Consider the following 23,579-nt stretch of genomic DNA (forward strand, 5'->3'; position numbering starts at 1 on the left):
GGCGAGCACTTACCCGCTCGTCTTGCGCCTGGCGGGTGCCAATCACCGCCCGCAGGTTCTACCGTGACCAACCTCAACCAGCCTGATACGCCCAAGCCGGCCATTCGCAGCGTGTTGATCGCCCTGATGCTGGCCATATTTCTCGGCGCGCTGGACCAGACTATCGTCGCCGTTTCAATGCCGGCCATCTCCGCGCAATTCAAGGACGTCAGCCTGTTGGCCTGGGTCATTTCCGGCTACATGGTGGCCATGACCGTTGCAGTGCCGATCTACGGCAAATTGGGCGATCTGTACGGTCGCCGCAATTTGATGCTGTTCGGCATGGGCTTGTTTACGCTGGCTTCGTTGTTCTGCGGCCTGGCGCAGAGCATGGAGCAACTGGTACTGGCGCGGATTTTCCAGGGCATTGGTGCCGGGGGGATGATTTCGGTCAGCCAGGCAATCATCGGCGACATCGTGCCGCCCAGGGAACGCGGTCGTTATCAGGGTTATTTCAGCAGCATGTACGCAGTGGCCAGTGTCGCCGGCCCGGTGCTCGGTGGCTACATGACCGAATACCTGTCATGGCGCTGGGTGTTCCTGATCAATCTGCCGCTGGGCCTGGGCGCGTGGCTGGTGGCCCATCGCACACTGGTGGGGCTGCCGGTGCCGCAACGCAAACCGATCATCGATTACGTCGGCACGTTATTGATGATCATCGGCTTGACCGCCTTGTTGCTGGGCATCACCGAGGTCGGCCAGGGCCATGCCTGGCGCAGTGCCGAAGTGTTGGGCCTGCTCGCCTGCTCGGTCGTGGTCCTGGGGTTGTTTGTCTGGCATGAACGTCGGGCGCGGGAGCCGTTGCTGCCGATGCATTTGTTCGCCAACCGCACCGCAATCCTGTGCTGGTGCACGATTTTCTTTACCAGTTTCCAGGCGATCTCGCTGATTGTGCTGATGCCGCTGCGCTTCCAGAGTGTCACGGGCGCCGGGGCCGACAGTGCCGCGCTGCACCTGCTGCCATTGGCCATAGGCTTGCCGATCGGGGCGTATTTCGCCGGGCGCCGAACCTCGGTGACCGGGCGCTACAAACCGATGATCCTGACCGGCGCCATGCTCATGCCGGTGTCGATTCTGGGCATGGCACTCAGTGCGCCCCAGGCCTTTTTGTTGAGCAGCCTGTTCATGTTGCTCAGCGGTATCGCCTCAGGCATGCAGTTCCCGACTTCGTTGGTGGGGACGCAGAACGCGGTTAATCAGCGGGACATCGGTGTGGCCACCAGCACCACTAACCTGTTCCGCTCATTGGGCGGCGCCGTGGGCGTGGCGTGGATGTCAGCGCTGTTGCTGGCGCTATTGCAGGATTCCGGTTTCGCTCACCTGGCGGGCTCGTCATTGGTTGCCGAGGGCAGTTCGGGGAATGTCTTGCTGGATGGTTTGAACGCTGCGCCGGGGGAGGCGCAGAATGCCTTGCGCGCGGAGTTGCTGCTGACCTTTCGGCATTTGCTGATGGTGAGTGCGGCGGTGTCGCTGCTGGGGCTGGCCGCGGCGATTGCCATGCCGAACAGGGTGTTGCGGGGGCGGGAGGATAAGGTTCGGTAGTAGGAGCCAGGCTTGCCGGCGAAGAACGATGACGCGGTGCAGCAGATACGCTGCAGCGCCTGGTTCGCCTGTAGGAGCCAGGCTTGCCGGCGAAGAATGATGACGCGGTGCAGCAGATACACCGCAGCGCCTGGTTCGCCTGTAGGAGCCAGGCTTGCCGGCGAAGAATGATGACGCGGTGCAGCAGATACACCGCAGCGCCTGGTTCGCCTGTAGGAGCCAGGCTTGCCGGCGAAGAACGATGACGCGGTGCAGCAGATACACCGCAGCGCCTGGTTCGCGGGCAAGCCTCGCTCCTACAGGCGAAGAACGATGACGCGGTGCAGCAGATACACCGCAGCGCCTGGTTCGCGGGCAAGCCTCGCTCCTACTGCCGGGCCCGCAGCTGCTGCGCCAGCGTCTGAATCTGCGCCTGCAGGGTGTTGATGTTGCGCGTGACCTGGCCACGGAAGGCGTCGAATTCGGCGGTGGTGGCGCCTTGGGCCGCACTCGGACGATTGTCCTGCTGGCTCTTGAGCACAAGCATGTCTTGCTCCAGACGATCGATGGCAGCGCTCGGGTTGCCTTGCTTCTTCAGCGCGGCGATGTCGGCGCCGAGGCTTTTGAGCTGAACGTCAATCTTGCTGGTGTCGGCCGGGGCACTTTTCAGCGCGGCCAATTCACCGTTCAAGGCTCTGACCTGCGCCTGCAACTGCGTGTTGGCGCTCTGTTGTTCAGTGTTCTGGGCGGTCAATTGCGCCAGTCGCTTATCCAGCTCGGTGGTTTGCGCCGTCATCTGCGCCAGACGCTTGTCCAGCTCGGAGGTCTGGCCGGCGACACCCTGCTGCTGCCTGCCCTGGTCCTGAAGCTTGCTTTCCAGCTGTTTGATCTGCAGTTTCAGGGCTTCGCTGTCGCTGCTGACATTGGTCTGGCTGGCGACCACCTTGCCGGAAATGTCCTGCAGGCGCCCCGCCGCGTCCTCACTGATACGGGCGAAGCTTTCCTGGGTCGCCACCAGTTGCTGCTCCATCAGCGAGATTTGCTGAAAGCTCCACCAGGCCAGGCCGGCGAACGCAAAAAACAAGGCGCCGACCAGCGCCCACAACGGGCCGGTGCTCGGACCTTTGACCTTGGCCACCGGTGTCGGGCGCGAACGCACCGCGGTGCGGGTGGTGGGTACGAAATCATCGTCGTCGAGGCTATCGGCACGCAGGCTCGGTACATCGTCGAAGTCGTCGTTGGCATCGTTACGCATGGACATTGAGTCAACCTTTGTGGACGCGGTGATGGCTTGATGCGGCGAGTATAACCCCCACTGCCGCACCGATTGACCCTGAACCCCCGTACTCGGTTCATTACCGGCTTTTTCAGTGGATGTCCTGAGCCTTCCACCAGCCACAGAACTCATCCAGCGCCGTCCAGAGACTGACTTTCGGATCGTAATCCAGATAGTGCCGCGCCCGGCTGATGTCCAGGGTGAAATTTTTATTCATGACCTGCATCCCCAGTCGCGACAGGGTCGGTTCGGGGCGGCCCGGCCACAGCTTGCACACGCCTTCGTTGAGCGCCGCCACGGTGTAGCCCAGACCGAAGGAACGGTGGCGGGTGACCTGTGGCACGTCCATCTTGCGCATCACGTAATTGACCACATCCCACAACGGCACCGGCGCACCGTTGCTGATGTTGTAGGCCTTGCCCAGGGCTGAGCCCGTCGCCAGCAAGCTGCTGAGCAACGCTTCATTCAGGTTCTGCACGCTGGTGAAATCCACTTTGTTCAAACCGTTGCCGATGATTGCCAGGCGACCTTTGCGTTGCATGTTCAGCAACCTTGGGAAAATACTCATGTCGCCGGCACCCGTCACGAAGCGTGGGCGCAAGGCCAGGGTTTCGAGGCCGAATTCCTGGGCACCGAAAACCTTTTGCTCGGCCAGGTATTTGGTCGCCGCGTAGGGGTGTTTGAAGCGCTTGGGCACCTGGTCTTCGGTCAATCCCAGATGATCGCGGCCATCGAAATAGATCGATGGCGACGACAAGTGCACCAGTCGCCGAACTCGCTGTTTCAGGCAGGCTTCGACCACGTTTTCGGTGACCTGTACGTTGCCTTGATGAAAGTCCTGGTAGCGTCCCCACAACCCGACAGCGCCAGCGCAATGGACTACCGCCTCGACGTCGCGGCACAGGTCACGCGCCAGTTGCGGGTCACTCAGGTCGCCCTGGATGAACTCGGCGCCACGGCGCACCAGGTGTTCCACGCTCTCGGCCCGGCGACCGTTGACCCGCACGTCCAGGCCCTGTTCCAAGGCGAAACGCGCAAAGCGCCCGCCAATGAACCCGCTGGCGCCGGTAACCAGAATCTTCATGAATTGCTCCGAATATTTCGTTTTGCGTAGTGCGTGAGGTCTTGACGCTGGCCGTCAGTCCAACGGCACCAGCCATTGCTTCGATGAGCGCACCAATTGATCGGTGAGCAACCCCAACAGCTGACCGCCATTGCGCCAATGATGCCAGTACAGCGGCACATCGATCGGCTTATCTGGCAAAAGCTCGCGCAATACGCCTCGCTCCAGCTGATCGCGCACCTGCAGTTCAGGCACCAACCCCCAACCGAGGCCCGCCTCCGTGAGACGGATAAAGCCTTCGGACGATGGACATAAATGGTGTTCAAAACCGCCGTCCACCCCCAGTGAGGCCAGGTAGCGATGCTGCAGGAAGTCGTCCGGACCGAAGACCAGCGCCGGGGTCCGGGCCAACTGGTCGGCTCGCACACCTTGGGGAAAATGCCGGGCAATGAAGGCCGGGCTGGCGAGCGCGCGATAGCGCATCGCCCCCAGCAACTCACTGCGCGCGCCAGCCACCGGGCGCTCGCTGGCGCAGACGCAGGCGGCCACCTCGCCCGCACGCATGCGTTTGAGGCCGACGGTCTGGTCTTCGACCACCAGGTCCAACAGCAGATGGTGCTCGGCACAGAAGTCGCCCACCGCCACCGCCCACCAGGTGGCCAGGCTGTCGGCATTCAGGGCGATGCGCAGGCGTTCCGGCAGCCCTTCTTCGTCCAGGGCCGGCACCAGCGTTTGCAGATCCCGCTCAAGCAAACGCACTTGCTGCACATGGTTGAGCAGCCGCCGGCCGATGTCCGTCGGGGCCGGTGGCGTCACCCGTACCAACACCGGCTGGCCAACCCGCGCCTCCAACAACTTGATGCGCTGGGAGATGGCCGATTGGGACAAACCCAGCACCTGCGCCGCGCGTTCGAATCCGGCCTGCTCGACCACCGCGGCCAAGGCAGAAAGCAATTTATAGTCGAACATCAGTTTTCCTAATGAGCGATCAGCATTATTGGTTTTTCTTATACAACAATGCACCGCAGAATTGCCAGCAAGCACTTTGAACAAGGAACATCGACATGGCTGGCGAAACTTCACTGGCAACCCTGCTGCGCAGCATGAGCCCGCAACTCAACGCTGGCGAATACGTGTTCTGCACCCTGCGCGACGGCAAATTGCCTGGCGGCCTGGAGATCCTCGGCAGTTTCCGCGAACAGGAAGGGCTGACCGTGATTCTCGAGCGCGCCCACGCCGAGAAGGCTGGTTTCAGTTTCGACTACCTCGCGGCCTGGATCACCCTGAACGTGCACTCGGCCCTCGAAGCCGTCGGCCTGACTGCCGCGTTCGCCAGCGCATTGGGCCAGGCCGGCATCAGCTGCAACGTGATCGCCGGCTACTACCACGACCACCTGTTCGTCGGCCTGGCCGATGCCGAACGGGCCATGCAGGTGTTGCGGGACCTGGCAGCCAACGCGGAGTAAACCTTATGTGGCAAAGCTATGTGAACGGCCTGTTGGTGGCCGCGGGGCTGATCATGGCGATCGGCACCCAGAACGCTTTTGTGCTGGCCCAGAGCCTGCGGCGCGAACATCACCTGCCGGTGGCGGCACTCTGCGTGACGTGTGATGCGTTACTGGTGGCGGCCGGGGTATTCGGCCTGGCGACGGTGCTGGCGCAGAACCCGACCCTGCTGGCCTTTGCCCGTTGGGGTGGCGCGGCGTTTCTGCTGTGGTACGGCAGCCTGGCGTTGCGCCGGGCCTGCTCGAAACAAAGCCTGCAACAAGGCGAAAACCAGACCGTCCGCTCGCTTCGGGCCGTCATGCTCAGCGCCCTGGCCGTGACCTTGCTCAACCCGCACGTCTATCTGGATACCGTGCTGCTGATCGGCTCCCTCGGCGCCCAGCAAACGGAACCCGGCGCCTATGTCGTGGGGGCGGCAAGTGCGTCGTTGTTGTGGTTTTTCACCTTGGCGCTCGGTGCTGCATGGCTGGCGCCGTGGTTGGCGCGACCAAGCACCTGGCGAGTTCTTGACCTGTTGGTGGCCGTGATGATGTTCACCGTAGCGTTCCAATTAATCAGTGCCGGCTGATTTATTCCAAAAGGCTCTGGAACCTCTATTCCACACAGTTGTTGCGTGGTTATGCCGCACCCCCGGTGCTATGATCCGAACCCTGCGCCGCAAAGAGTACAAACTCCCCGGCGCTAGTTTGGCCGCCCGTGATCGGCCTTGCGCTCACCGCAACTGACCTGATTAGGAGAATCATCATGGCTTTCGAATTGCCGCCGCTGCCGTACGCACACGATGCCCTGCAGCCGCATATTTCCAAGGAAACCCTGGAATACCACCACGACAAGCACCACAACACCTATGTCGTGAACCTGAACAACCTGGTGCCAGGCACCGAGTTCGAAGGCAAGACCCTGGAAGAAATCGTCAAGACTTCCTCGGGCGGCATCTTCAACAACGCCGCTCAGGTCTGGAACCACACCTTCTACTGGAACTGCCTGGCGCCAAACGCCGGCGGTCAGCCAAGCGGCGCACTGGCTGAGGCAATCAATGCTTCGTTCGGTTCGTTCGACAAGTTCAAGGAAGAGTTCAGCAAAACGTCGATCGGCACCTTCGGTTCCGGTTGGGGTTGGCTGGTGAAAAAAGCTGACGGTTCCCTGGCCCTGGCCAGCACCATCGGCGCCGGCAACCCGCTGACCAGCGGCGACACCCCGCTGCTGACCTGCGACGTCTGGGAACACGCCTACTACATCGACTACCGCAACCTGCGTCCGAAGTATGTTGAGGCGTTCTGGAACCTGGTCAACTGGAAGTTCGTGGCTGAGCAGTTTGAAGGTAAAACCTTTACTGCTTAAGATCGATGCCAGTCAGAAAACCCGGCTTTTTAGCCGGGTTTTTTATGTGCGGAACTTGAGTCACCCCATCCGACTGTATTATCCGCCGCACACGAAACTTCGAGCAATGTACGGTAGCGTTCGTCAAGCTCTCTCTATTAAAAAATGATTGCCCGGGTTTCGTTACAATCACAATGACCTAATTAAGGGTTCGCACTGAATCTCAAAATTGACGGAATTTGCCAAAAAGCACTCACGGTGAGCCTGTTCATGTAGCTTACCGGCGAGCACTCTGTCTGAATTCAAAGTAATCTCAACTTCCGGATGCAATATCACCTTGGTGAAATGCCCTTTACGAGTAGGGTGTTCATCCACCATGAAGCCCACCGCGTTATCAACGTAACCAGTGACTACAATCTTATTGATGGCGCATAAATGCAAATACCATAACTTGTGGCAAGCGGCAATCGACGCTACCAGCATATCTTCTGGATTCCATTTGGCGGGATCGCCCAAAAATGCGGGGTCTGACGATCCTTGCAGGACAGGTTTGCCTTTGGATGTGACGGTATAATCTCGATCGTAAGCGCCATAAGCAGACGTGCCCACGCCGCGATTGCCGGTCCAGCGGATTTCGACTTGGTAGCTGTGTTCACTCATGTAGTGCTCTCTCGCGGGTCAAAACTTGGAACTGGTTGAGGCGTTTTGATAAACGGCCTTTTCGTTAGAATTTTTGAGCTTTAAGATAAAGCAAGCGGGGCGGTTTAATTTGGTTCTGCACCGACCAAACATAGCCTCAGAGCAGCGATAAAATACTATAAGCCTATGATTTTTTTTAAACCCGGCCTGCAGTATTTTTTAATCATTTATATCATTAAGTGCAAAATCAATAATAGGCGCAATTGGAAGTAGGTCAATCAAAATCCTCGTACGACATTTCGCATACTTATGTAGTTCGACTCCTACAGCTAAGCACTCCAAATGCAAACAATTAATAAATTCAAGGTTTTACGCTCGGACAACTGAAAGATACGCTGACTCTAGTAGGCCCGACTTCACAAGAAAGTCGGACCGGTACAGACGATAACGGGGTCAAACAGACTGGATGCTTACCCCTGCGGATCGATGTTATCCAGCGCCCGATTCACCGCCAGCTCCGCCAACATGATGATCTGCGCGATGGCTAGCGCAGTATTGCGTTGGGGGCCGCTCAAGTACGTGGCGAAATCACTGGCGATGACGTTGGCTGAAGCTAATGACTCGCAGGCATGGGCGAGGAGAGATTCGGTATCCATGTCCGGGACGATCATGAAGAGGGTGTTGGGGCGATAGGGTCTGGCGGTTTCGAAGGGGGGATCGGGAATTAATTTGTCCATTAAAACAAGCCTCTTGCAGTGGCGCCACCCATTGCCGTTTCTCACACGGCGAAGAGGTGGCAGCTATGTGCGAGGTGAGAAAACCGGTTATGGACACCCGGCCAGACCGAAGTCTGCCCGCACACAGCCGCCATAACGCGTCGACGGCCAGCGTATAAGCTGGCGGCGATTATGCGGTTACTGGCTCTGGATGACCATAATTTGCCGGGTTCTCACGCCCGATCGCTGAGTTTTCAGCGACAGTTAGAGGCTATTGAGTCCGCTTCCGACAGGCAACCTGAAAACCGTGTGGGAAACGTCTGGCGTTTTTATAGCTGAATAAACACACAAAAGCGGAACGCGGAGCGTCCCTGGCTGCATTCCCACGCGGAGCGTGGGAACGATCAATCGGGGACATCCGTGAAATCAGGTCGGCTGGCTGGTCGTCTTTGCTGCGGTGCGGCGATCCGAATCAAGTCGGCTGGCAGGCCGTCTTCGCGAGCAGGCTCGCTCCTACAAGGGGTACGGGTGCATTTCTGAAATCAGGTTGGCTGTCAGGCCGTCTTCGCGGGCAAGCCTCGCTCCTACAGGGGTTTCGTGTACATCCGCAAATCAGTGCGGCGGGCAAGCCTCAATGCCGGTCAGTTAAGGAGATTGTAGGAGCGAGCTCGCTCGCGATGGACTCGAGAGCGCCGCGTTTAACCAGTAAACACGCGTTATCGTTCACGACCATCGCGAGCAGGCTCGCTCCCACAAGGGTCCGGTACACCCGCGCTTCTCACCACTCATCAGGCCGAGCGTTAGCTCGCCTGCAGCTCTTGATCTTGATCCACCCGCCCCTTCGGGAGGCTGAGTGGAGGTGTTCATCCGGGGAGTGGCGCGTAGCGCCGTTCGACGCAGTCGAACACGCTGCATGTAGGTCGTCGCGAAGCCAACCTGCGGGCTGTGTCCCCGGAGGAATACCGGAGCGAAGGAACGCCGAGCCTTAGCGAGGGGCCGGACGCTTGGGGCGAGCCTTTTTTTGCTTACTTTTTTTTGGCGTTTGAAAAAAAGTGAGTCGCCGTAAGGGCGAAACCCTAAGTGGCCGTTACCGCAGCAACGGATATGCACACCGTCACCAAGAACCTGGTCGGCTACCAGGCCGCCAAGATCAAAAAATCGCAGCCTTCGGCAGCTCCTTCAGTAAAACCACACCAATCCCGCACCCAGCCCCTTGCCCCTGCGCCACAGCCGTCTAACATCTACCAGAAGGAAAATAAGTCAAAATCCCCCCTCAAGTTGAAGGACTCGACAACCGACACAGTACTGATAGGGAAATCACTCCCGGCAACAGCATTTCGGCCAACCCACAGGCAAATGGCCCTGTGTTGGATTGTCCCTTTGACTGCCATCACCGGATTGCCAATACTCATGGCAACTGGATGCTACCCGCACGGAACAAGGAATGACTCTTTGAAGCTGGAACTCAAGAACAGCTTGTCGGTGAAGTTGCTCCGGGTCGTGCTCCTGTCGGCATTGATCGTCGGCGTGGTCTTGAGCTGCGCGCAGATCGTTTTCGACGCTTATAAAACACGTCAGGCCGTGGCCGGCGATGCCCAGCGCATCCTCGACATGTTCCGCGACCCCTCGACCCAGGCCGTCTACAGCCTGGACCGGGAAATGGGCATGCAGGTCATCGAAGGCCTGTTCCAGGACGACGCCGTGCGCCAGGCCTCCATCGGCCATCCCAACGAGGCCATGCTCGCGCAAAAATCCCGTGAGTTGCAGCAATCCAGCAGTCGCTGGCTGACCGACCTGATCCTCGGCCAGGAACGCACCTTCACCACCCAACTGGTGGGTCGCGGTCCCTACAGCGAATATTACGGCGACCTGAGCATCACCCTCGACACCGCGACTTACGGCCAGGGGTTTATCGTCAATTCGGTGATCATCTTCATTTCCGGCGTATTGCGCGCGCTGGCCATGGCACTGGTGCTGTACCTGGTCTACCACTGGCTACTGACCAAACCGCTGTCGCGCATCATCGAGCACCTGACCGAAATCAATCCGGATCGTCCCAGCGCACACAAGATCCCACAGCTCAAAGGCCACGAGACAAACGAACTGGGGATCTGGATCAACACCGCCAATCAGTTGCTCGAGTCCATCGAGCGCAATACCCATCTGCGTCACGAAGCGGAGAACAGCCTGCTGCGCATGGCCCAGTACGATTTCCTCACCGGCCTGCCCAACCGCCAGCAATTGCAGCAGCAACTGGACAGGATCCTGACCGACGCCGGCAAATTGCAGCGGCGGGTCGCGGTGCTCTGTGTCGGTCTCGATGATTTCAAGAGCATCAACGAACAGTTCAGTTACCAGACCGGCGATCAGCTGCTGCTGGCCCTGGCCGATCGCCTGCGGGCCCACAGCGGTCGTCTCGGCGCCCTCGCCCGCCTGGGTGGCGACCAGTTCGCCCTGGTTCAGGCCGATATCGAACAACCCTACGAAGCGGCCGAGCTGGCCCAAAGCATTCTCGATGACCTGGAAGCGCCGTTCGCCCTCGATCATCAAGAGATCCGCCTGCGCGCCACCATCGGCATCACCCTGTTCCCCGAGGACGGCGACAGCACCGAAAAGCTGCTGCAAAAGGCCGAGCAAACCATGACCCTGGCCAAGACCCGCTCGCGCAACCGGTATCAGTTCTATATCGCCAGTGTCGATACCGAGATGCGGCGCCGGCGCGAACTGGAAAAAGACCTGCGCGATGCCCTGGCCCGTAACCAGTTCTACCTCGTCTACCAACCGCAGATCAGCTACCGCGATCACCGGGTGGTGGGCGTCGAGGCGTTGATTCGCTGGCAGCATCCCGAGCACGGGATGGTGCCCCCCGACCTGTTCATTCCGCTGGCCGAGCAAAACGGCACCATCATCGCCATCGGTGAATGGGTACTGGATCAGTCCTGCAAGCAATTGCGCGACTGGCACGACCAGGGTTTCGCCGACCTGCGCATGGCGGTCAACCTGTCTACCGTGCAGTTGCACCACGCCGAGCTGCCACGGGTGGTCAACAACCTGCTGCAGATGTATCGCCTGCCGCCGCGCAGCCTGGAGCTGGAAGTCACCGAAACCGGCCTGATGGAAGACATCAGCACTGCCGCCCAACACCTGCTGAGCCTGCGTCGCTCCGGCGCACTGATCGCGATCGACGACTTCGGCACCGGCTATTCGTCGCTGAGCTATCTGAAAAGCCTGCCGCTGGACAAGATCAAGATCGACAAGAGCTTCGTGCAGGACCTGCTCGACGACGACGACGATGCAACCATCGTTCGGGCCATCATCCAGCTGGGCAAGAGCCTGGGCATGCAGGTGATTGCCGAAGGCGTGGAAACCGTCGAGCAGGAGGCCTATATCATCTCCGAAGGCTGTCATGAGGGTCAGGGCTATCTGTACAGCAAACCCTTGCCGGCGCGGGAGTTGAGCGCTTATCTCAAGCTGGCGCAGCGCAGTAATGTGGCGGGGTTCAAGATTTCCCTGTAGGAGCTGGCTTGCCAGCGAAAGCGGTGGGTCAGTCAACATCAATGTTGAGTGTCAGGCCGCCTTCGCTGGCAAGCCAGCTCCTACAGGGTGCGATGACCCGTGTGAATAAGAAATATTTCCAGGTACAACCCTTTACACATAATGCGAAAGATTTGCATTATGTCGCAGTTTTGCGCCTTTGCTGCGCCATTCCACCCCCTCTCGAAGCAGGATGTTCGCCATGATTCGTATGCCTCTGGCTACCGCCAGTCTGTTGGCCATCGCTATTTCCCTCGCCGGTTGTGGCGAAGGCAAAGACAAGGCTGCCGCTCCGCAAGCGCCTACTCCAGCTGCCACCACCACGGCGCCGGCTCCAGCCGTTGCGCCTGCTGCTGCCAGTAAAGTCGACGAAGCCGCTGCCAAAGCCGTTGTCGCGCATTACGCCGACATCGTCTTCGCCGTTTACAGCGATGCCGAATCCACCGCGAAAACCCTGCAAACCGCCGTCGACGCCTTCCTCGCCAAGCCGGACGCCGACACCCTGAAAGCCGCCAAGGCCGCCTGGGTCGCCGCTCGCGTGCCTTACCTGCAGAGCGAAGTGTTCCGCTTCGGCAACACCATCATCGACGACTGGGAAGGTCAGGTGAACGCCTGGCCTCTGGACGAAGGCCTGATCGACTACGTCGACAAATCCTACGAACACGCGCTGGGCAACCCGGGCGCCACCGCCAATATCATCGCCAACACTGAAGTCCAGGTCGGCGAAGACAAGATCGACGTCAAGGACATCACCCCGGAAAAACTCGCCAGCCTGAACGAGCTGGGCGGTTCCGAGGCGAACGTCGCCACCGGTTACCATGCCATCGAATTCCTGCTGTGGGGCCAGGACCTGAACGGCACCGGCCCTGGCGCCGGCAACCGTCCGGCTTCCGACTACCTGGAAGGCGCCGGTGCCACTGGCGGTCACAACGACCGTCGTCGCGCCTACCTGAAGTCCGTGACCCAACTGCTGGTCAGCGACCTGGAAGAGATGGTCGGTAACTGGAAGCCGAACGTGTCCGACAACTACCGCGCCACCCTGGAAGCGGAACCGGCTGAAAGCGGCCTGCGCAAAATGCTGTTCGGCATGGGCAGCCTGTCCCTGGGCGAACTGGCGGGTGAGCGCATGAAGGTTTCCCTGGAAGCCAACTCCCCGGAAGACGAACACGACTGCTTCAGCGACAACACCCATAACTCGCAGTTCTACGACGCCAAGGGTATCCGCAACATCTACCTGGGCGAATACACCCGTGTCGACGGCACCAAAATGGCCGGCGCCAGCCTGTCCTCCCTGGTGGCCAAGGCCGACCCGGCCGCCGACACCGCACTCAAGGCCGACCTGGCGGCGACCGAAGCGAAGATGCAGGTCATCGTCGATCACGCCAACAAGGGTGAGCACTACGACCAACTGATCGCCGCCGGCAACACGGCCGGCAACCAGATCGTCCGTGACGCTATCGCTTCCCTGGTCAAGCAGACCGGCTCGATCGAAGCGGCCGCTGGCAAACTGGGCATCAGCGACCTGAACCCGGACAATGCCGATCACGAGTTCTGATCAACGCTGGCTGAATAAAAAGGCGACCTTCGGTCGCCTTTTTCATGCCCCTCGCCTCACGCCGATCGTTCCCACGCTCTGCGTGGGAATGCCTCAACGGACGCTCCGCGTTCGGCTCTGGATGTGACGCGGAGCGTCACGGGCTGCATTCCCACGCAGAGCGTGGGAACGATCAGTTGCCCTACATCAACCAAACGATAATTCCTCTTATTCAATCCCCCCTGCCCTGTTAGACTTTGCGCCCTTGTTTTGCTCGTCTTGCAGGATGTCTGATGCCCTCGCTGCCTCTTCGCTTGTCCGCACTGTTGCTGGCCCTGGGCCTGAGTGCCTGCGATGACGCCCCGAAGTTCACCCAGGCCGAACCCGGTGAAGCCCGGTCCGGTGGCAGCGCGACCGTGCGCAAGACCGATCAGAATGCATTCTCCCTGCCCTCCGCCAACCTGCCGCCCTCCCGGCGCGTGGACTTCAGCGTCGGCAACAGCTTCTTTCGCAACCCGTGGGTGATCGCCCCGTCGACCACCACTGCCCGGGATGGCCTCGGCCCCTTGTTCAACACCAACGCCTGCCAGAACTGCCACATCAAGGACGGCCGCGGTCATCCGCCCGCGCCTGACGCATCCAATGCCGTGTCGATGCTGGTGCGCCTGTCGATTCCCGATACGCCGGCCTACGCCAGGGCCATCGAGCAGCTCGGCGTCGTCCCGGAGCCGGTCTACGGTGGGCAATTCCAGGACATGGCCGTGCCCGGCATCGTCCCGGAAGGCAAGGTGCGGGTCGATTACACGCCGGTGCCGGTCCGCTTCAAGGACGGCACCGAAGTCGAGTTGCGCAAACCGACGCTGCAGATCACCCAACTCGGCTACGGCCCGATGCACCCCGACACGCGTTTTTCCGCGAGGGTGGCGCCGCCGATGATTGGCCTGGGTTTGCTCGAAGCGATTCCCGAGGAGGCGATCCTGGCCAATGCCGAGGCTCAGGCCCGTGAAAAAAAGGGCATTGCCGGGCGCCCGAACCGGGTCTGGGATGACGCGGAGCAGAAAACCGTCCTCGGGCGCTTTGGCTGGAAAGCTGGCCAACCGAACCTCAACCAGCAGAATGTGCACGCGTTTTCCGGCGACATGGGCCTCACCACCCATTTGCGCCCTGTCGATGACTGCACCGACGCACAAACCGCTTGCAAGCAGGCGCGCAACGGCAACGGCCCGGATGGCGAGCCGGAAGTCAGCGATAACATATTGCGCCTGGTGCTGTTCTACAGCCGTAACCTCGCCGTACCGGCGCGCCGCGATGTCGGTGCGCCTGAAGTGCTGGCCGGCAAGAATCTGTTTTTCCAGGCGGGCTGCCAGTCCTGCCACACACCCAAGTACACCACCGCCTCCAACGCCGCCGAACCTGAACTGGCCAATCAAGTGATTCGCCCGTACAGCGATCTGCTGCTGCATGACATGGGCGACGGCCTGGCGGACAACCGCACCGAGTTCCAGGCCAGTGGCCGCGACTGGCGCACGCCGCCGTTGTGGGGCATTGGCCTGACGCAAGCGGTCAGTGGCCACACCCAGTTTTTGCATGATGGCCGCGCCCGCAACCTGCTCGAAGCCGTGCTCTGGCATGGCGGCGAAGCCAAGGCGGCGCAGCAACAGGTTTTGTCTTTCAATGCCGGGCAGCGTGCTGCGTTGCTGGCGTTTCTGAATTCCCTTTAATGCCTATTCCTCAAGCGGGAGCCCGACATGTTCCGTCCCAAATTGTTATTCACCAGCCTTGCCGCGCTAGCCCTGGGCGCCTGTTCGCCGCAGGACCCGCAGGCCGTCACCTCGGCGGCCATCGCCAAGTCAGTGATCCTGCCGACCTACACGCGCTGGGTTGAAGCCGATCGCCAACTGGCCGTCAGCGCCCTCGCCTACTGCGAAGGCAAGGAAAACCTCGACACCGCCCGCGCCGATTTCCTGCATGCGCAAAAAGCCTGGGCCGAGCTGCAACCGCTGCTGATCGGGCCGCTGGCCGAAGGCAATCGCGCCTGGCAGGTGCAGTTCTGGCCGGACAAGAAAAACCTCGTGGGTCGTCAGGTCGAGCAACTGGTCACCGCTCAGCCGCAAATCGATGCCGCCGCCCTGGCCAAGTCCAGCGTCGTGGTGCAAGGCCTGTCCGCCTATGAATACATCCTGTTCGACAGCAAGCCCGATGTGGCTAACGCTGAACAGAAAGCCAGGTACTGCCCGCTGCTGATCGCGATTGGCGAGCGTCAGAAACAACTGGCCGAAGAGATTCTGAAAAGCTGGAACAACACCGATGGCATGCTCGCGCAGATGAGCAAGTTCCCGAACCCGCGCTACGCCGATTCCCACGAAGCCATCGCCGACCTGCTGCGGGTGCAGGTCACCGCCCTGGACAGCCTGAAGAAAAAGCTCGGCACGCCGATGGGCCGCCAGAGCAAGGGTGTGCCGCAACCGTTCCAGGCCGATGCCTGGCGCAGCCAGTCTTCCCTGACGGGCCTGGAAGCCAGCCTCGCCGCCGCCAGGACCGTGTGGGAAGGGGTCGACAACAAAGGCCTGCGCGGCCTGTTGCCGAGCGAGCAAAAACCCTTGGCCGACAAGATCGACGCCGCGTACGCCGCGTCCCTGAATCTGTTCGCCAGCAACCAGCGCTCGCTGACTGAAATGCTCAACGACGATGCCGGCCGCCAGCAACTCAACGATATCTACGACAGCCTCAACGTCGTCCACCGCCTGCACGAAGGCGAACTGGCCAAGGCGCTGGGCATCCAACTGGGCTTCAACGCCAACGACGGTGACTGATGAGGGCAAGTGCCATGCTGCGACGCCAGGCTCTGACGTTAGGGAGTTTGCTGCTGGGTGCGGTGACACTGGGCGGCTGGACGCTGTTCAGGCAGAAGGATAAAAGCCCGCTGCTGCTCTCGGCGCGGGACGATGGCGACGGCAAGCACTACGCCGTCGGTTATCGGCTGGACGGCACCCGGGTGTTCGCTACCCGGGTCGGCCAGCGCTGCCACGACATCATCAACCACCCCACGCTGCCGATGGCATTGTTCGTCGCCCGCCGTCCAGGCACAGAGAGCTACCTGATCGACCTGCGCGACGGCACGCTACTGCAAACCGTGGTCTCGCAGCCGAACCGGCACTTCTACGGGCACGCGGTGATTCACCAGAGCGGCGACTGGCTGTACGCCACCGAGAACGACACCTCCGATCCGGGGCGTGGCTTGCTCGGGGTGTACAGGTTCGAAGGTGAGCGGCTGATGCACAGCGGCGAGCTGTCGACCCATGGCATCGGCCCGCATCAGGTGTCGTGGATGCCCGATGGCGAAACCCTGGTGGTGGCCAACGGCGGCATTCGTACCGAGGCCGAAAGCCGGGTCGAAATGAACCTCGACGCCATGGAACCAAGCCTGGTGCTGATGCAGCGCGACGGCACCCTGCTGAGCAAGGAAACCCTGCCCCAACAGATGAACAGCGTGCGCCACCTGGGGATCGCCAGCGACGGCACCATCGTCGCCGGCCAGCAGTTCATGGGCCCGTCCCATGAGTCATCGGAACTGCTGGCGATCAAGCGGCCGGGGCAGCCGTTCGTGGCCTTCCCGGTGCCCGAGCATCAGTTGCAGGCCATGGGGCACTACACCGCGAGCGTCGCGGTGCATGGCGAACTGCGGCTGGTCGCCTTGACCGCGCCACGGGGCAACCGGTTTTTCATCTGGGACCTGGACAGTGGCGAGGTACGCCTGGATGCGCCGCTCCCCGATTGCGCCGGGGTCGGGGCGGTGGCCGACGGGTTTGTCGTGACCTCGGGTCAAGGCCGATGCCGGTACTACGATTGCCGCCAGACGGATCTGGTTGCACAACCCCTGGAACTGCCATCGGGGCTCTGGGACAACCACCTGCATTTAATGGCGTAACGCCGAGACCACGGCCTACGCCCCCCCCCCCTGTAGGAGCTGGCTTGCCAGCGAAGGCGATCTTCAGATCACCGCAAAATCCAGCGGCCCCTTCGCCGGCAAGCCGGCTCCTACATTGGAATGCATTCCCCTGTAGGAGCGAGCTCGCTCGCGATGGACGCTAACGATAACGCTGGATGCCTGACACCCCGTGGTGTTCTCAGGTTCTTCGCGAGCAAGCTCGCTCCTACAGCGAAGGCGATCTCAAGACCACCGCAACATTCAATGGCCCCTTCGCCGGCAAGCCGGCTCCTACAGGGATCGGGGAAACCCGGAAACATCCATTGGAATCAACCGCGCACTCGGAGTAATGTTCCAGACTGTATGCCCTGATTTTCTCCAAGGAAGTGGAAATATGCTGCGTCGCCGCATGTTGATCATGTTGGGTGTTGTTCTGCTGATCGTGCTGGTCCTGGCCGGTTACAAAGCCTTCTCCATCTACACGATGATCCAGGGCTTTTCCGCGCCGAAACCGCCGATCAGCGTCGCTGTGGCCACGGCCACCGAACAGCCGTGGCAAGCCCGCCTGCCCACCGTTGGCACGCTCAAGGCGTTGCAAGGCGTGGACCTGAGCCTGGAGACCGACGGCACCGTCATCGATTTGCAGTTCGAGTCAGGACAGAAGGTCAAGGCCGGTCAACCACTCCTGCGACTCGACAGCGCCGTGGAAAGTGCTTTGCTGGAAACGGCTCTGGCCGACCTTGGGCTGGCCCAACTCGATTACGGTCGCGGTAGCCAACTGGTCGGCAGCCAGGCCATTTCCAAAGGCGAATTCGACCGACTTTCAGCGGTGCAGAAAAAGAGCAAGGCCACGGTCAATCAACTCAAGGCTGCACTCGGCAAAAAAAGCATCGTCGCGCCCTTCAGCGGGACCATCGGCATTCGTCAGGTGGACATCGGCGACTATCTCGCCAGCGGCACCATGATTGCCACCCTGCAAGATCTCAGCAGCCTCTATGCAGACTTCTTCGTGCCCGAGCAATCGATACCGAAGATCGCCCTCGGCCAACCGGTGCAGATCATTGTCGCGGCCTACCCGACACAAACCTTCCCCGGCACCATCAGTGCGATCAACCCGAAAGTCGAGAACAGCACACGCAACGTTCTGGTCCGCGCCACCCTGGCCAACCCCGATGGCAAGCTGCTGCCAGGGATGTTCGCCAGCCTGCAGGTGATGCTGCCCGACCCTCGGCCGCGCATAGTCGTGCCGGAAGGTGCGATCACCTACACGCTGTACGGCAATTCGCTCTACGTCGTCGCGCAGAAAAAAGCCGAAGACGGCAGCCTCGAAAAAGACGACAAGGGCCAGCCGATCCTGATCGCTGAACGGCGTTTCATTGAAACCGGTGAGCGCCGTGACGGGCAGGTGATGATCATCAAGGGTGTGCAGAACGGCGAGAAAGTGGTCACGGCCGGCCAGATCAAACTGGACAACGGCGCCCACATTGCCATCAGCGACGACAAGACTTTAGCCGAGAAGAACAGTCCGCCGCGCGTAGACTGATCAAGGAAACCCCATGGCGTTTACCGACCCGTTCATCCGCCGCCCGGTGCTCGCCACCGTGGTCAGCCTGTTGATTGTGCTGCTGGGCTTCCAGGCCTGGAGCAAGCTGCCGCTGCGCCAATACCCGCAAATGGAAAATGCCCTGATCACGGTGACCACCGCTTACCCCGGAGCCAACGCCGAAACGATCCAGGGCTACATCACCCAACCGATGCAGCAGAGCCTGGCAAGCGCCGAAGGTATCGACTACATGACTTCGGTCAGTCGCCAGAATTTCTCTGTGATCTCGATCTACGCGCGCATCGGCGCCAACAGCGACCGCTTGTTCACCGAGCTGCTGGCCAAGGCCAACGAGGTGAAAAACCAGTTGCCACAGGACGCCGAAGACCCGGTACTGAGCAAGGAGGCCGCCGACGCCTCGGCGCTGATGTACATCAGCTTCTTCAGCAAGGAGTTGAGCAATCCGCAGATTACCGACTATCTGTCACGGGTCATCCAGCCAAAACTGGCAACCCTGCCGGGCATGGCCGAAGCCGAAATTCTCGGCAACCAGGTGTTCGCCATGCGCCTGTGGCTGGACCCGGTGAAGCTCGCCGGCTTCGGCCTGAGCGCCAGCGATGTGACTGATGCGGTGCGCAAGTACAACTTCCTGTCAGCCGCTGGCGAAGTGAAAGGCGAGTACGTGGTCACCAGCATCAATGCCAATACCGAGCTCAAATCTGCCGAAGCGTTTGCCGCAATTGCGCTCAAGGTCGACGGCGACAGTCGGGTGCTGCTCGGCGATGTTGCGCGAGTTGAAATGGGCGCGGAAAACTACGACTCCGTCAGCTCCTTCGGCGGCACGCCCTCGGTGTACATCGGCATCAAGGCCACCCCCGGCGCCAACCCGCTGGATGTGATCAGGGAAGTGCGCAAGATCATGCCGGACCTGGAAGCGCAGCTACCGCCGAACCTCAAGGGCGAAATCGCCTACGACGCCACGCTGTTCATCCAGGCCTCGATCGACGAAGTGGTGAAAACCCTGTTCGAAGCGGTGCTGATTGTGATCGTGGTCGTATTCCTGTTCCTCGGTGCGCTGCGCTCGGTGGTGATTCCGGTGGTCACCATTCCGCTGTCGATGATCGGCGTGATGTTCTTCATGCAGATGATGGGGTACTCGATCAACCTGCTGACCCTGCTGGCAATGGTGTTGGCTATCGGCCTGGTGGTGGACGACGCGATCGTGGTGGTGGAAAACATTCACCGACACATCGAAGAAGGCAAGACACCACTGGATGCCGCCATCGAAGGCGCGCGGGAAATCGCCATGCCGGTGGTCTCGATGACCATCACCCTGGCCGCGGTCTATGCCCCGATCGGCTTCCTGACCGGGCTCACCGGGGCGCTGTTCAAGGAGTTCGCCCTGACCCTGGCCGGGGCGGTGGTGATTTCCGGCGTCGTCGCCCTGACCCTGTCGCCGATGATGTGCGCCTTCTTGCTGCGCCACGATGAAAACCCCAGCGGCCTGGCCCACCGCCTGGACCTGATTTTCGAAGGACTCAAGCGCCGTTACCAGCGCATGCTGCACGGCACGCTCAACACCCGGCCGGTGGTGCTGGTGTTCGCGGTGATCGTGCTGTGCCTGATTCCGGTATTGCTCAAGTTCACCAAGTCGGAATTGGCCCCGGATGAGGACCAGGGCATCATTTTCATGATGGCCAACGCCCCGCAAACGGCCAACCTCGACTATCTGAGCGCTTACACGGATGAATTCATCGACATCTTCAAGGCGTTTCCCGAGTACTACTCCTCGTTCCAGATCAATGGTTTCAACGGTGTGCAATCGGGAATCGGCGGCTTCCTGCTCAAACCCTGGAACGAACGCAGCCGTACACAGATGGAAATCCTGCCCGAGGTCCAGAGCAAACTGGAGAGCATTTCCGGGTTGCAGATCTTCGGCTTCAACCTGCCCTCCCTGCCCGGTACCGGTGAGGGGTTGCCGTTTCAGTTCGTGATCAACTCCGCCAACGACTACGAGTCGCTGCTGCAAGTGACCGACCGGGTGAAAAAGAGGGCGATGGAATCCGGCAAGTTCGCTTTCGTCGACCTCGACCTGGCGTTCGACAAGCCTGAAGTGGTGGTGGATATCGATCGCGCCAAGGCCGCGCAGATGGGCGTGTCCATGCAGGATCTGGGCGGCACCCTGGCGACCCTGCTCGGTGAAGCGGAGATCAACCGGTTCACCATCGAAGGACGCAGCTACAAAGTCATCGCGCAAGTCGAGCGGCCTTTCCGGGACAACCCCGACTGGCTGAACAACTACTACGTGAGGAATACCCAAGGTGAACTGCTGGCCCTGTCGACCCTGATCACCGTGACCGACCGGGCGCGTCCACGGCAACTGAACCAGTTCCAGCAACTCAACTCGGCGATTCTTTCCGGGGTCCCGCTGGTCAGCATGGGCGAAGCCATCGACACCGTCCGCCAGATCGCCCAGGAAGAGGCACCGGTGGGTTATGCCTTCGACTACGCCGGCGCATCCCGGCAATACGTCCAGGAAGGCAGTGCCTTGTGGGTCACCTTCGCCCTGGCGCTGGCGATCATTTTCCTGGTACTGGCCGCCCAGTTCGAAAGCTTCCGCGATCCGCTGGTGATTCTGGTCACCGTGCCGCTGTCGATCTGCGGCGCGTTGATTCCGTTGTTCCTGGGCTGGTCGAGCATGAACATCTACACCCAGGTCGGCCTGGTGACATTGATCGGGTTGATCAGCAAACACGGGATCCTGATCGTCGAATTTGCCAACCAGTTACGCAAGGACAAAGGCCTGACGGCACGCGAGGCCGTGGAGGAAGCTGCGGCCATTCGACTGCGTCCTGTATTGATGACGACTGCAGCCATGGTGTTCGGCATGGTGCCGTTGATCATTGCCACCGGTGCGGGCGCTGTCAGCCGGTTCGACATCGGCACGGTGATCGCTACGGGGATGTCGATCGGCACACTGTTCACGCTGTTTGTGTTGCCGTGCGTGTACACATTGCTGGCAAAACCCGACAAACCTGAAGAACACCCGTAACCTCCTGTAGGAGCGAGCTTGCTCCGGGCGGCGTTCCGACGATGGATTCCAGAACACCGCGTGTTATCCAGCAAACACGCGTTATCGTTGGCGACCATCGCGAGCAAGCTCGCTCCTACAGGGGGTGGTGCAAGTCTTGAGACACGGGAATATAAAAGGCCTCGCAACTGCGAGGCCTTTTATTTGGGCTTCAATCGGTTCAACTCTTTGGCCTCAGTCCTTGAGAAAGTCCGAACATGAACAGCAACAAATCATGATCGGGTTGGGTGACCACGGTTGCCTTGGCAACCCGTGGTAATGGACAACGCGCATCCGCGTTCAACGAACTGAGGACGCGCGGGCGAGGCTGCTCCCAGACAGCCAGCGCCAGTGAGGCAACTGCCAAGGCTCCTACCAAAAACAAACCTCGTGCAATTTCGAGTTTCATTGCTATAAACCCTTGATAGCGCTGCCAAACGCCTTCTCATAAAAGTAGATGAGTTTTTGCCAGTCCGTCGTGCTGAACGACGAGTGGCGGCGCAATTGCTTCATGTCATGGGCCGCCGCGCGACGGGCGGTCAACCGCTGCCGGCACTTCTCCAGGTCGATCAACGCCACCTCGACGCTGGCCGCTTCACCCTCACCGGTAACACGCACGAAGACGTGTTTAATGTAGAGGCAGCTGTGCTGCCAACGCGCCCTGTGCATACGGGCCAGATTGTCCGCCAGGTCCTTGAGCACGCGATCATGCACCGCTTCACCGAGACGCTCGCGGCCGCCGCCGGCATACCAATGTTCGAGTTCCTCAAAGCCGTCCAGCGACTGGGTCACCAGCAGGGCACGCCATTTGTGCACGGGATCGCGCTGCGCGCCGCAGAAAACAATGTCCGGAACGCGCACGTCGATCTGTCTCAGACCGACGAGCGCATCACGTTCGCGCAATACCGTCGGCCGACCGAACGGATGCAGCAAGCTGCGATAGAGATGCCCGGTCTGTCGTTTAGTGTAGAGCAGCTTTCCATCGCTACCCCGAACGCGCTGCACACCACTTTCGCCTCCGCGCCGGACGTTGGGCTCCTCTACCCATTCGCCGCGCAGATTCCAGAAGTAGTCGAAGCGCTCCCGGGGAGCGATGTCCGATCCTGCTGCACATTGCACTGCCATCTGTTACCTCTTGCGTAATACGTACACTCGCCACATGGCATAGAGCGGTAAGAAATCCAGGCGTTGCTGGATACGGAAACCCGCCTGCTCGAACTCCTTTTCGACCGTAGCAGCCGGTAACACAAAACGATTTTGGTAACTGACCTGCCCACGGGTTCCTTCAAGCCGCTTGCGCTTCCAGGCTTTGAAGTTGCCGTCCACCCACAATGAAAGAATCACGCTGTCACGGGTGACGCGCTCGAACTCACGCAAAATGGCCAATCGATGTTCGGCTTCACCGATGTGGTGGAGTAAACGCATGCAGAAAATGCTGTCGACGGCGTTATCGGGCAAGGTGATGTCGAAAGCAGAAGTGTGCAAGGGTTGTACCCGTTTCACCACGTCGGCAGGTTGCGCCTGCAGGGCAATCTTGATCATCGACTCGGAGTTGTCGGCTCCGATGATGGCGCGATTGGCTTTTTCCGCCAGCAATGGCCAGAAACGCCCCGCGCCACAGGGTAAATCGAGGACCAGCCCCGGCTCCCCAACCAGTTTGAGCGCCTGTCGCGCCAATTGCTCGTCACGCCAGTGCGACAGGCGGCGAGCGGGGCCGGCCTGATGCTTGCGCAAGTATTCTTTAGCGTGTTGATCGTCGTACTTTTCGGAAAAATCGAGTTTTATCGGGCCGTCCATCATCAGGTCTCCAGAACATCTGATGGACCCACGATAGGTAGCGCCGTGTCGGCGTCAGGTCATGCCTTTGTGAAAAAATTGTCATGTAAAACG

Annotated in this window: 19 protein-coding genes; 11 read left to right on the plus strand and 8 right to left on the minus strand. The window is 60.4% G+C overall.

The window, feature by feature from the left end:
- Positions 1–63: 63 nt before the first annotated feature.
- Entirely contained in the window at positions 64–1,581 is a 1,518-nt protein-coding gene (locus tag F8N96_RS13270; protein WP_150798182.1) for an MDR family MFS transporter, read from the plus strand.
- 367 nt (positions 1,582–1,948) lie between these two features.
- Here F8N96_RS13270 and F8N96_RS13280 read toward each other — a convergent pair whose 3' ends face one another.
- From F8N96_RS13280 to F8N96_RS13290, 3 genes are all read right to left on the minus strand, one after another.
- Positions 1,949–2,821: an ATPase gene (locus F8N96_RS13280; RefSeq protein ID WP_150798183.1), complete on the minus strand. Its 873-nt coding sequence runs from the start codon at positions 2,819–2,821 to the stop codon at positions 1,949–1,951.
- Positions 2,822–2,927: 106 nt separating this feature from the next.
- Entirely contained in the window at positions 2,928–3,920 is a 993-nt protein-coding gene (locus F8N96_RS13285; protein WP_150763722.1) for an NAD-dependent epimerase/dehydratase family protein, read from the minus strand.
- A gap of 54 nt (positions 3,921–3,974) precedes the next feature.
- On the minus strand, positions 3,975–4,868 hold the full coding sequence (locus tag F8N96_RS13290) for a LysR family transcriptional regulator ArgP (protein ID WP_150798184.1): 894 nt from the start codon (positions 4,866–4,868) through the stop codon (positions 3,975–3,977).
- Positions 4,869–4,963: 95 nt separating this feature from the next.
- On the opposite strand from F8N96_RS13290, the gene F8N96_RS13295 reads away from it, so the two are divergent.
- The 3 genes from F8N96_RS13295 to F8N96_RS13305 all read left to right on the plus strand — a co-directional run bounded on the left by F8N96_RS13295 (position 4,964) and on the right by F8N96_RS13305 (position 6,746).
- Positions 4,964–5,365, plus strand: coding sequence for an ACT domain-containing protein (locus F8N96_RS13295; RefSeq protein WP_150798185.1), 402 nt, complete (start codon positions 4,964–4,966; stop codon positions 5,363–5,365).
- A gap of 5 nt (positions 5,366–5,370) precedes the next feature.
- Positions 5,371–5,973, plus strand: a complete 603-nt coding sequence (locus F8N96_RS13300; protein WP_150798186.1) for a LysE/ArgO family amino acid transporter — start codon at positions 5,371–5,373, stop codon at positions 5,971–5,973.
- A 176-nt stretch (positions 5,974–6,149) separates the two neighbouring features.
- Positions 6,150–6,746 (plus strand): superoxide dismutase, encoded by a 597-nt coding sequence (locus tag F8N96_RS13305; RefSeq protein ID WP_150798187.1) that lies wholly within the window; start codon positions 6,150–6,152, stop codon positions 6,744–6,746.
- A gap of 168 nt (positions 6,747–6,914) precedes the next feature.
- Here the strand turns inward: F8N96_RS13305 and F8N96_RS13310 are convergent, their stop codons facing one another.
- Both F8N96_RS13310 and F8N96_RS13315 read right to left on the minus strand, forming a co-directional pair.
- Positions 6,915–7,385 (minus strand): OsmC family protein, encoded by a 471-nt coding sequence (locus tag F8N96_RS13310; protein WP_150798188.1) that lies wholly within the window; start codon positions 7,383–7,385, stop codon positions 6,915–6,917.
- A 449-nt stretch (positions 7,386–7,834) separates the two neighbouring features.
- Positions 7,835–8,101: a DUF6124 family protein gene (locus F8N96_RS13315; protein ID WP_150798189.1), complete on the minus strand. Its 267-nt coding sequence runs from the start codon at positions 8,099–8,101 to the stop codon at positions 7,835–7,837.
- Positions 8,102–9,490: 1,389 nt separating this feature from the next.
- Between F8N96_RS13315 and F8N96_RS13325 the strand changes: the two genes are divergently transcribed.
- The 7 genes from F8N96_RS13325 to F8N96_RS13365 all read left to right on the plus strand — a co-directional run bounded on the left by F8N96_RS13325 (position 9,491) and on the right by F8N96_RS13365 (position 21,671).
- Positions 9,491–11,596, plus strand: coding sequence for a putative bifunctional diguanylate cyclase/phosphodiesterase (locus F8N96_RS13325; protein WP_412071811.1), 2,106 nt, complete (start codon positions 9,491–9,493; stop codon positions 11,594–11,596).
- Positions 11,597–11,816: 220 nt separating this feature from the next.
- Entirely contained in the window at positions 11,817–13,169 is a 1,353-nt protein-coding gene (locus tag F8N96_RS13335; protein WP_150798191.1) for an imelysin family protein, read from the plus strand.
- A gap of 272 nt (positions 13,170–13,441) precedes the next feature.
- A complete protein-coding gene (locus tag F8N96_RS13340; protein WP_150798192.1) occupies positions 13,442–14,869 on the plus strand; it encodes a di-heme oxidoredictase family protein in 1,428 nt (475 codons plus the stop codon).
- Between the two features lie 27 nt (positions 14,870–14,896).
- Positions 14,897–15,961 carry an imelysin family protein gene (locus F8N96_RS13345; protein WP_150798193.1) on the plus strand — a complete coding sequence of 355 codons (1,065 nt, stop codon included), beginning with the start codon at positions 14,897–14,899 and terminating at the stop codon, positions 15,959–15,961.
- A 14-nt stretch (positions 15,962–15,975) separates the two neighbouring features.
- The gene (locus F8N96_RS13350; protein WP_150798194.1) at positions 15,976–17,076 is read left to right on the plus strand and encodes a DUF1513 domain-containing protein; all 1,101 of its coding nucleotides are present in this window, start codon (positions 15,976–15,978) and stop codon (positions 17,074–17,076) included.
- A 394-nt stretch (positions 17,077–17,470) separates the two neighbouring features.
- A complete protein-coding gene (locus F8N96_RS13360; RefSeq protein WP_150798195.1) occupies positions 17,471–18,619 on the plus strand; it encodes an efflux RND transporter periplasmic adaptor subunit in 1,149 nt (382 codons plus the stop codon).
- Positions 18,620–18,632: 13 nt separating this feature from the next.
- Positions 18,633–21,671, plus strand: coding sequence for a multidrug efflux RND transporter permease subunit (locus F8N96_RS13365; protein WP_150798196.1), 3,039 nt, complete (start codon positions 18,633–18,635; stop codon positions 21,669–21,671).
- A gap of 199 nt (positions 21,672–21,870) precedes the next feature.
- Here the strand turns inward: F8N96_RS13365 and F8N96_RS13375 are convergent, their stop codons facing one another.
- From F8N96_RS13375 to F8N96_RS13385, 3 genes are read right to left on the minus strand one after another with little or no spacing between them, the layout of a single operon-like run.
- Positions 21,871–22,098 (minus strand): hypothetical protein, encoded by a 228-nt coding sequence (locus F8N96_RS13375; RefSeq protein ID WP_150798197.1) that lies wholly within the window; start codon positions 22,096–22,098, stop codon positions 21,871–21,873.
- A gap of 2 nt (positions 22,099–22,100) precedes the next feature.
- Positions 22,101–22,814 (minus strand): lipopolysaccharide kinase InaA family protein, encoded by a 714-nt coding sequence (locus tag F8N96_RS13380; protein WP_150798198.1) that lies wholly within the window; start codon positions 22,812–22,814, stop codon positions 22,101–22,103.
- A gap of 3 nt (positions 22,815–22,817) precedes the next feature.
- A complete protein-coding gene (locus F8N96_RS13385) occupies positions 22,818–23,486 on the minus strand; it encodes a class I SAM-dependent methyltransferase (protein WP_150798199.1) in 669 nt (222 codons plus the stop codon).
- Positions 23,487–23,579 lie beyond the last annotated feature (93 nt).

Origin of the sequence: Pseudomonas fluorescens, from assembly GCF_902497855.1 — a bacterium.
Classification (GTDB): Bacteria; Pseudomonadota; Gammaproteobacteria; order Pseudomonadales; family Pseudomonadaceae; genus Aquipseudomonas; species Aquipseudomonas fluorescens_BI.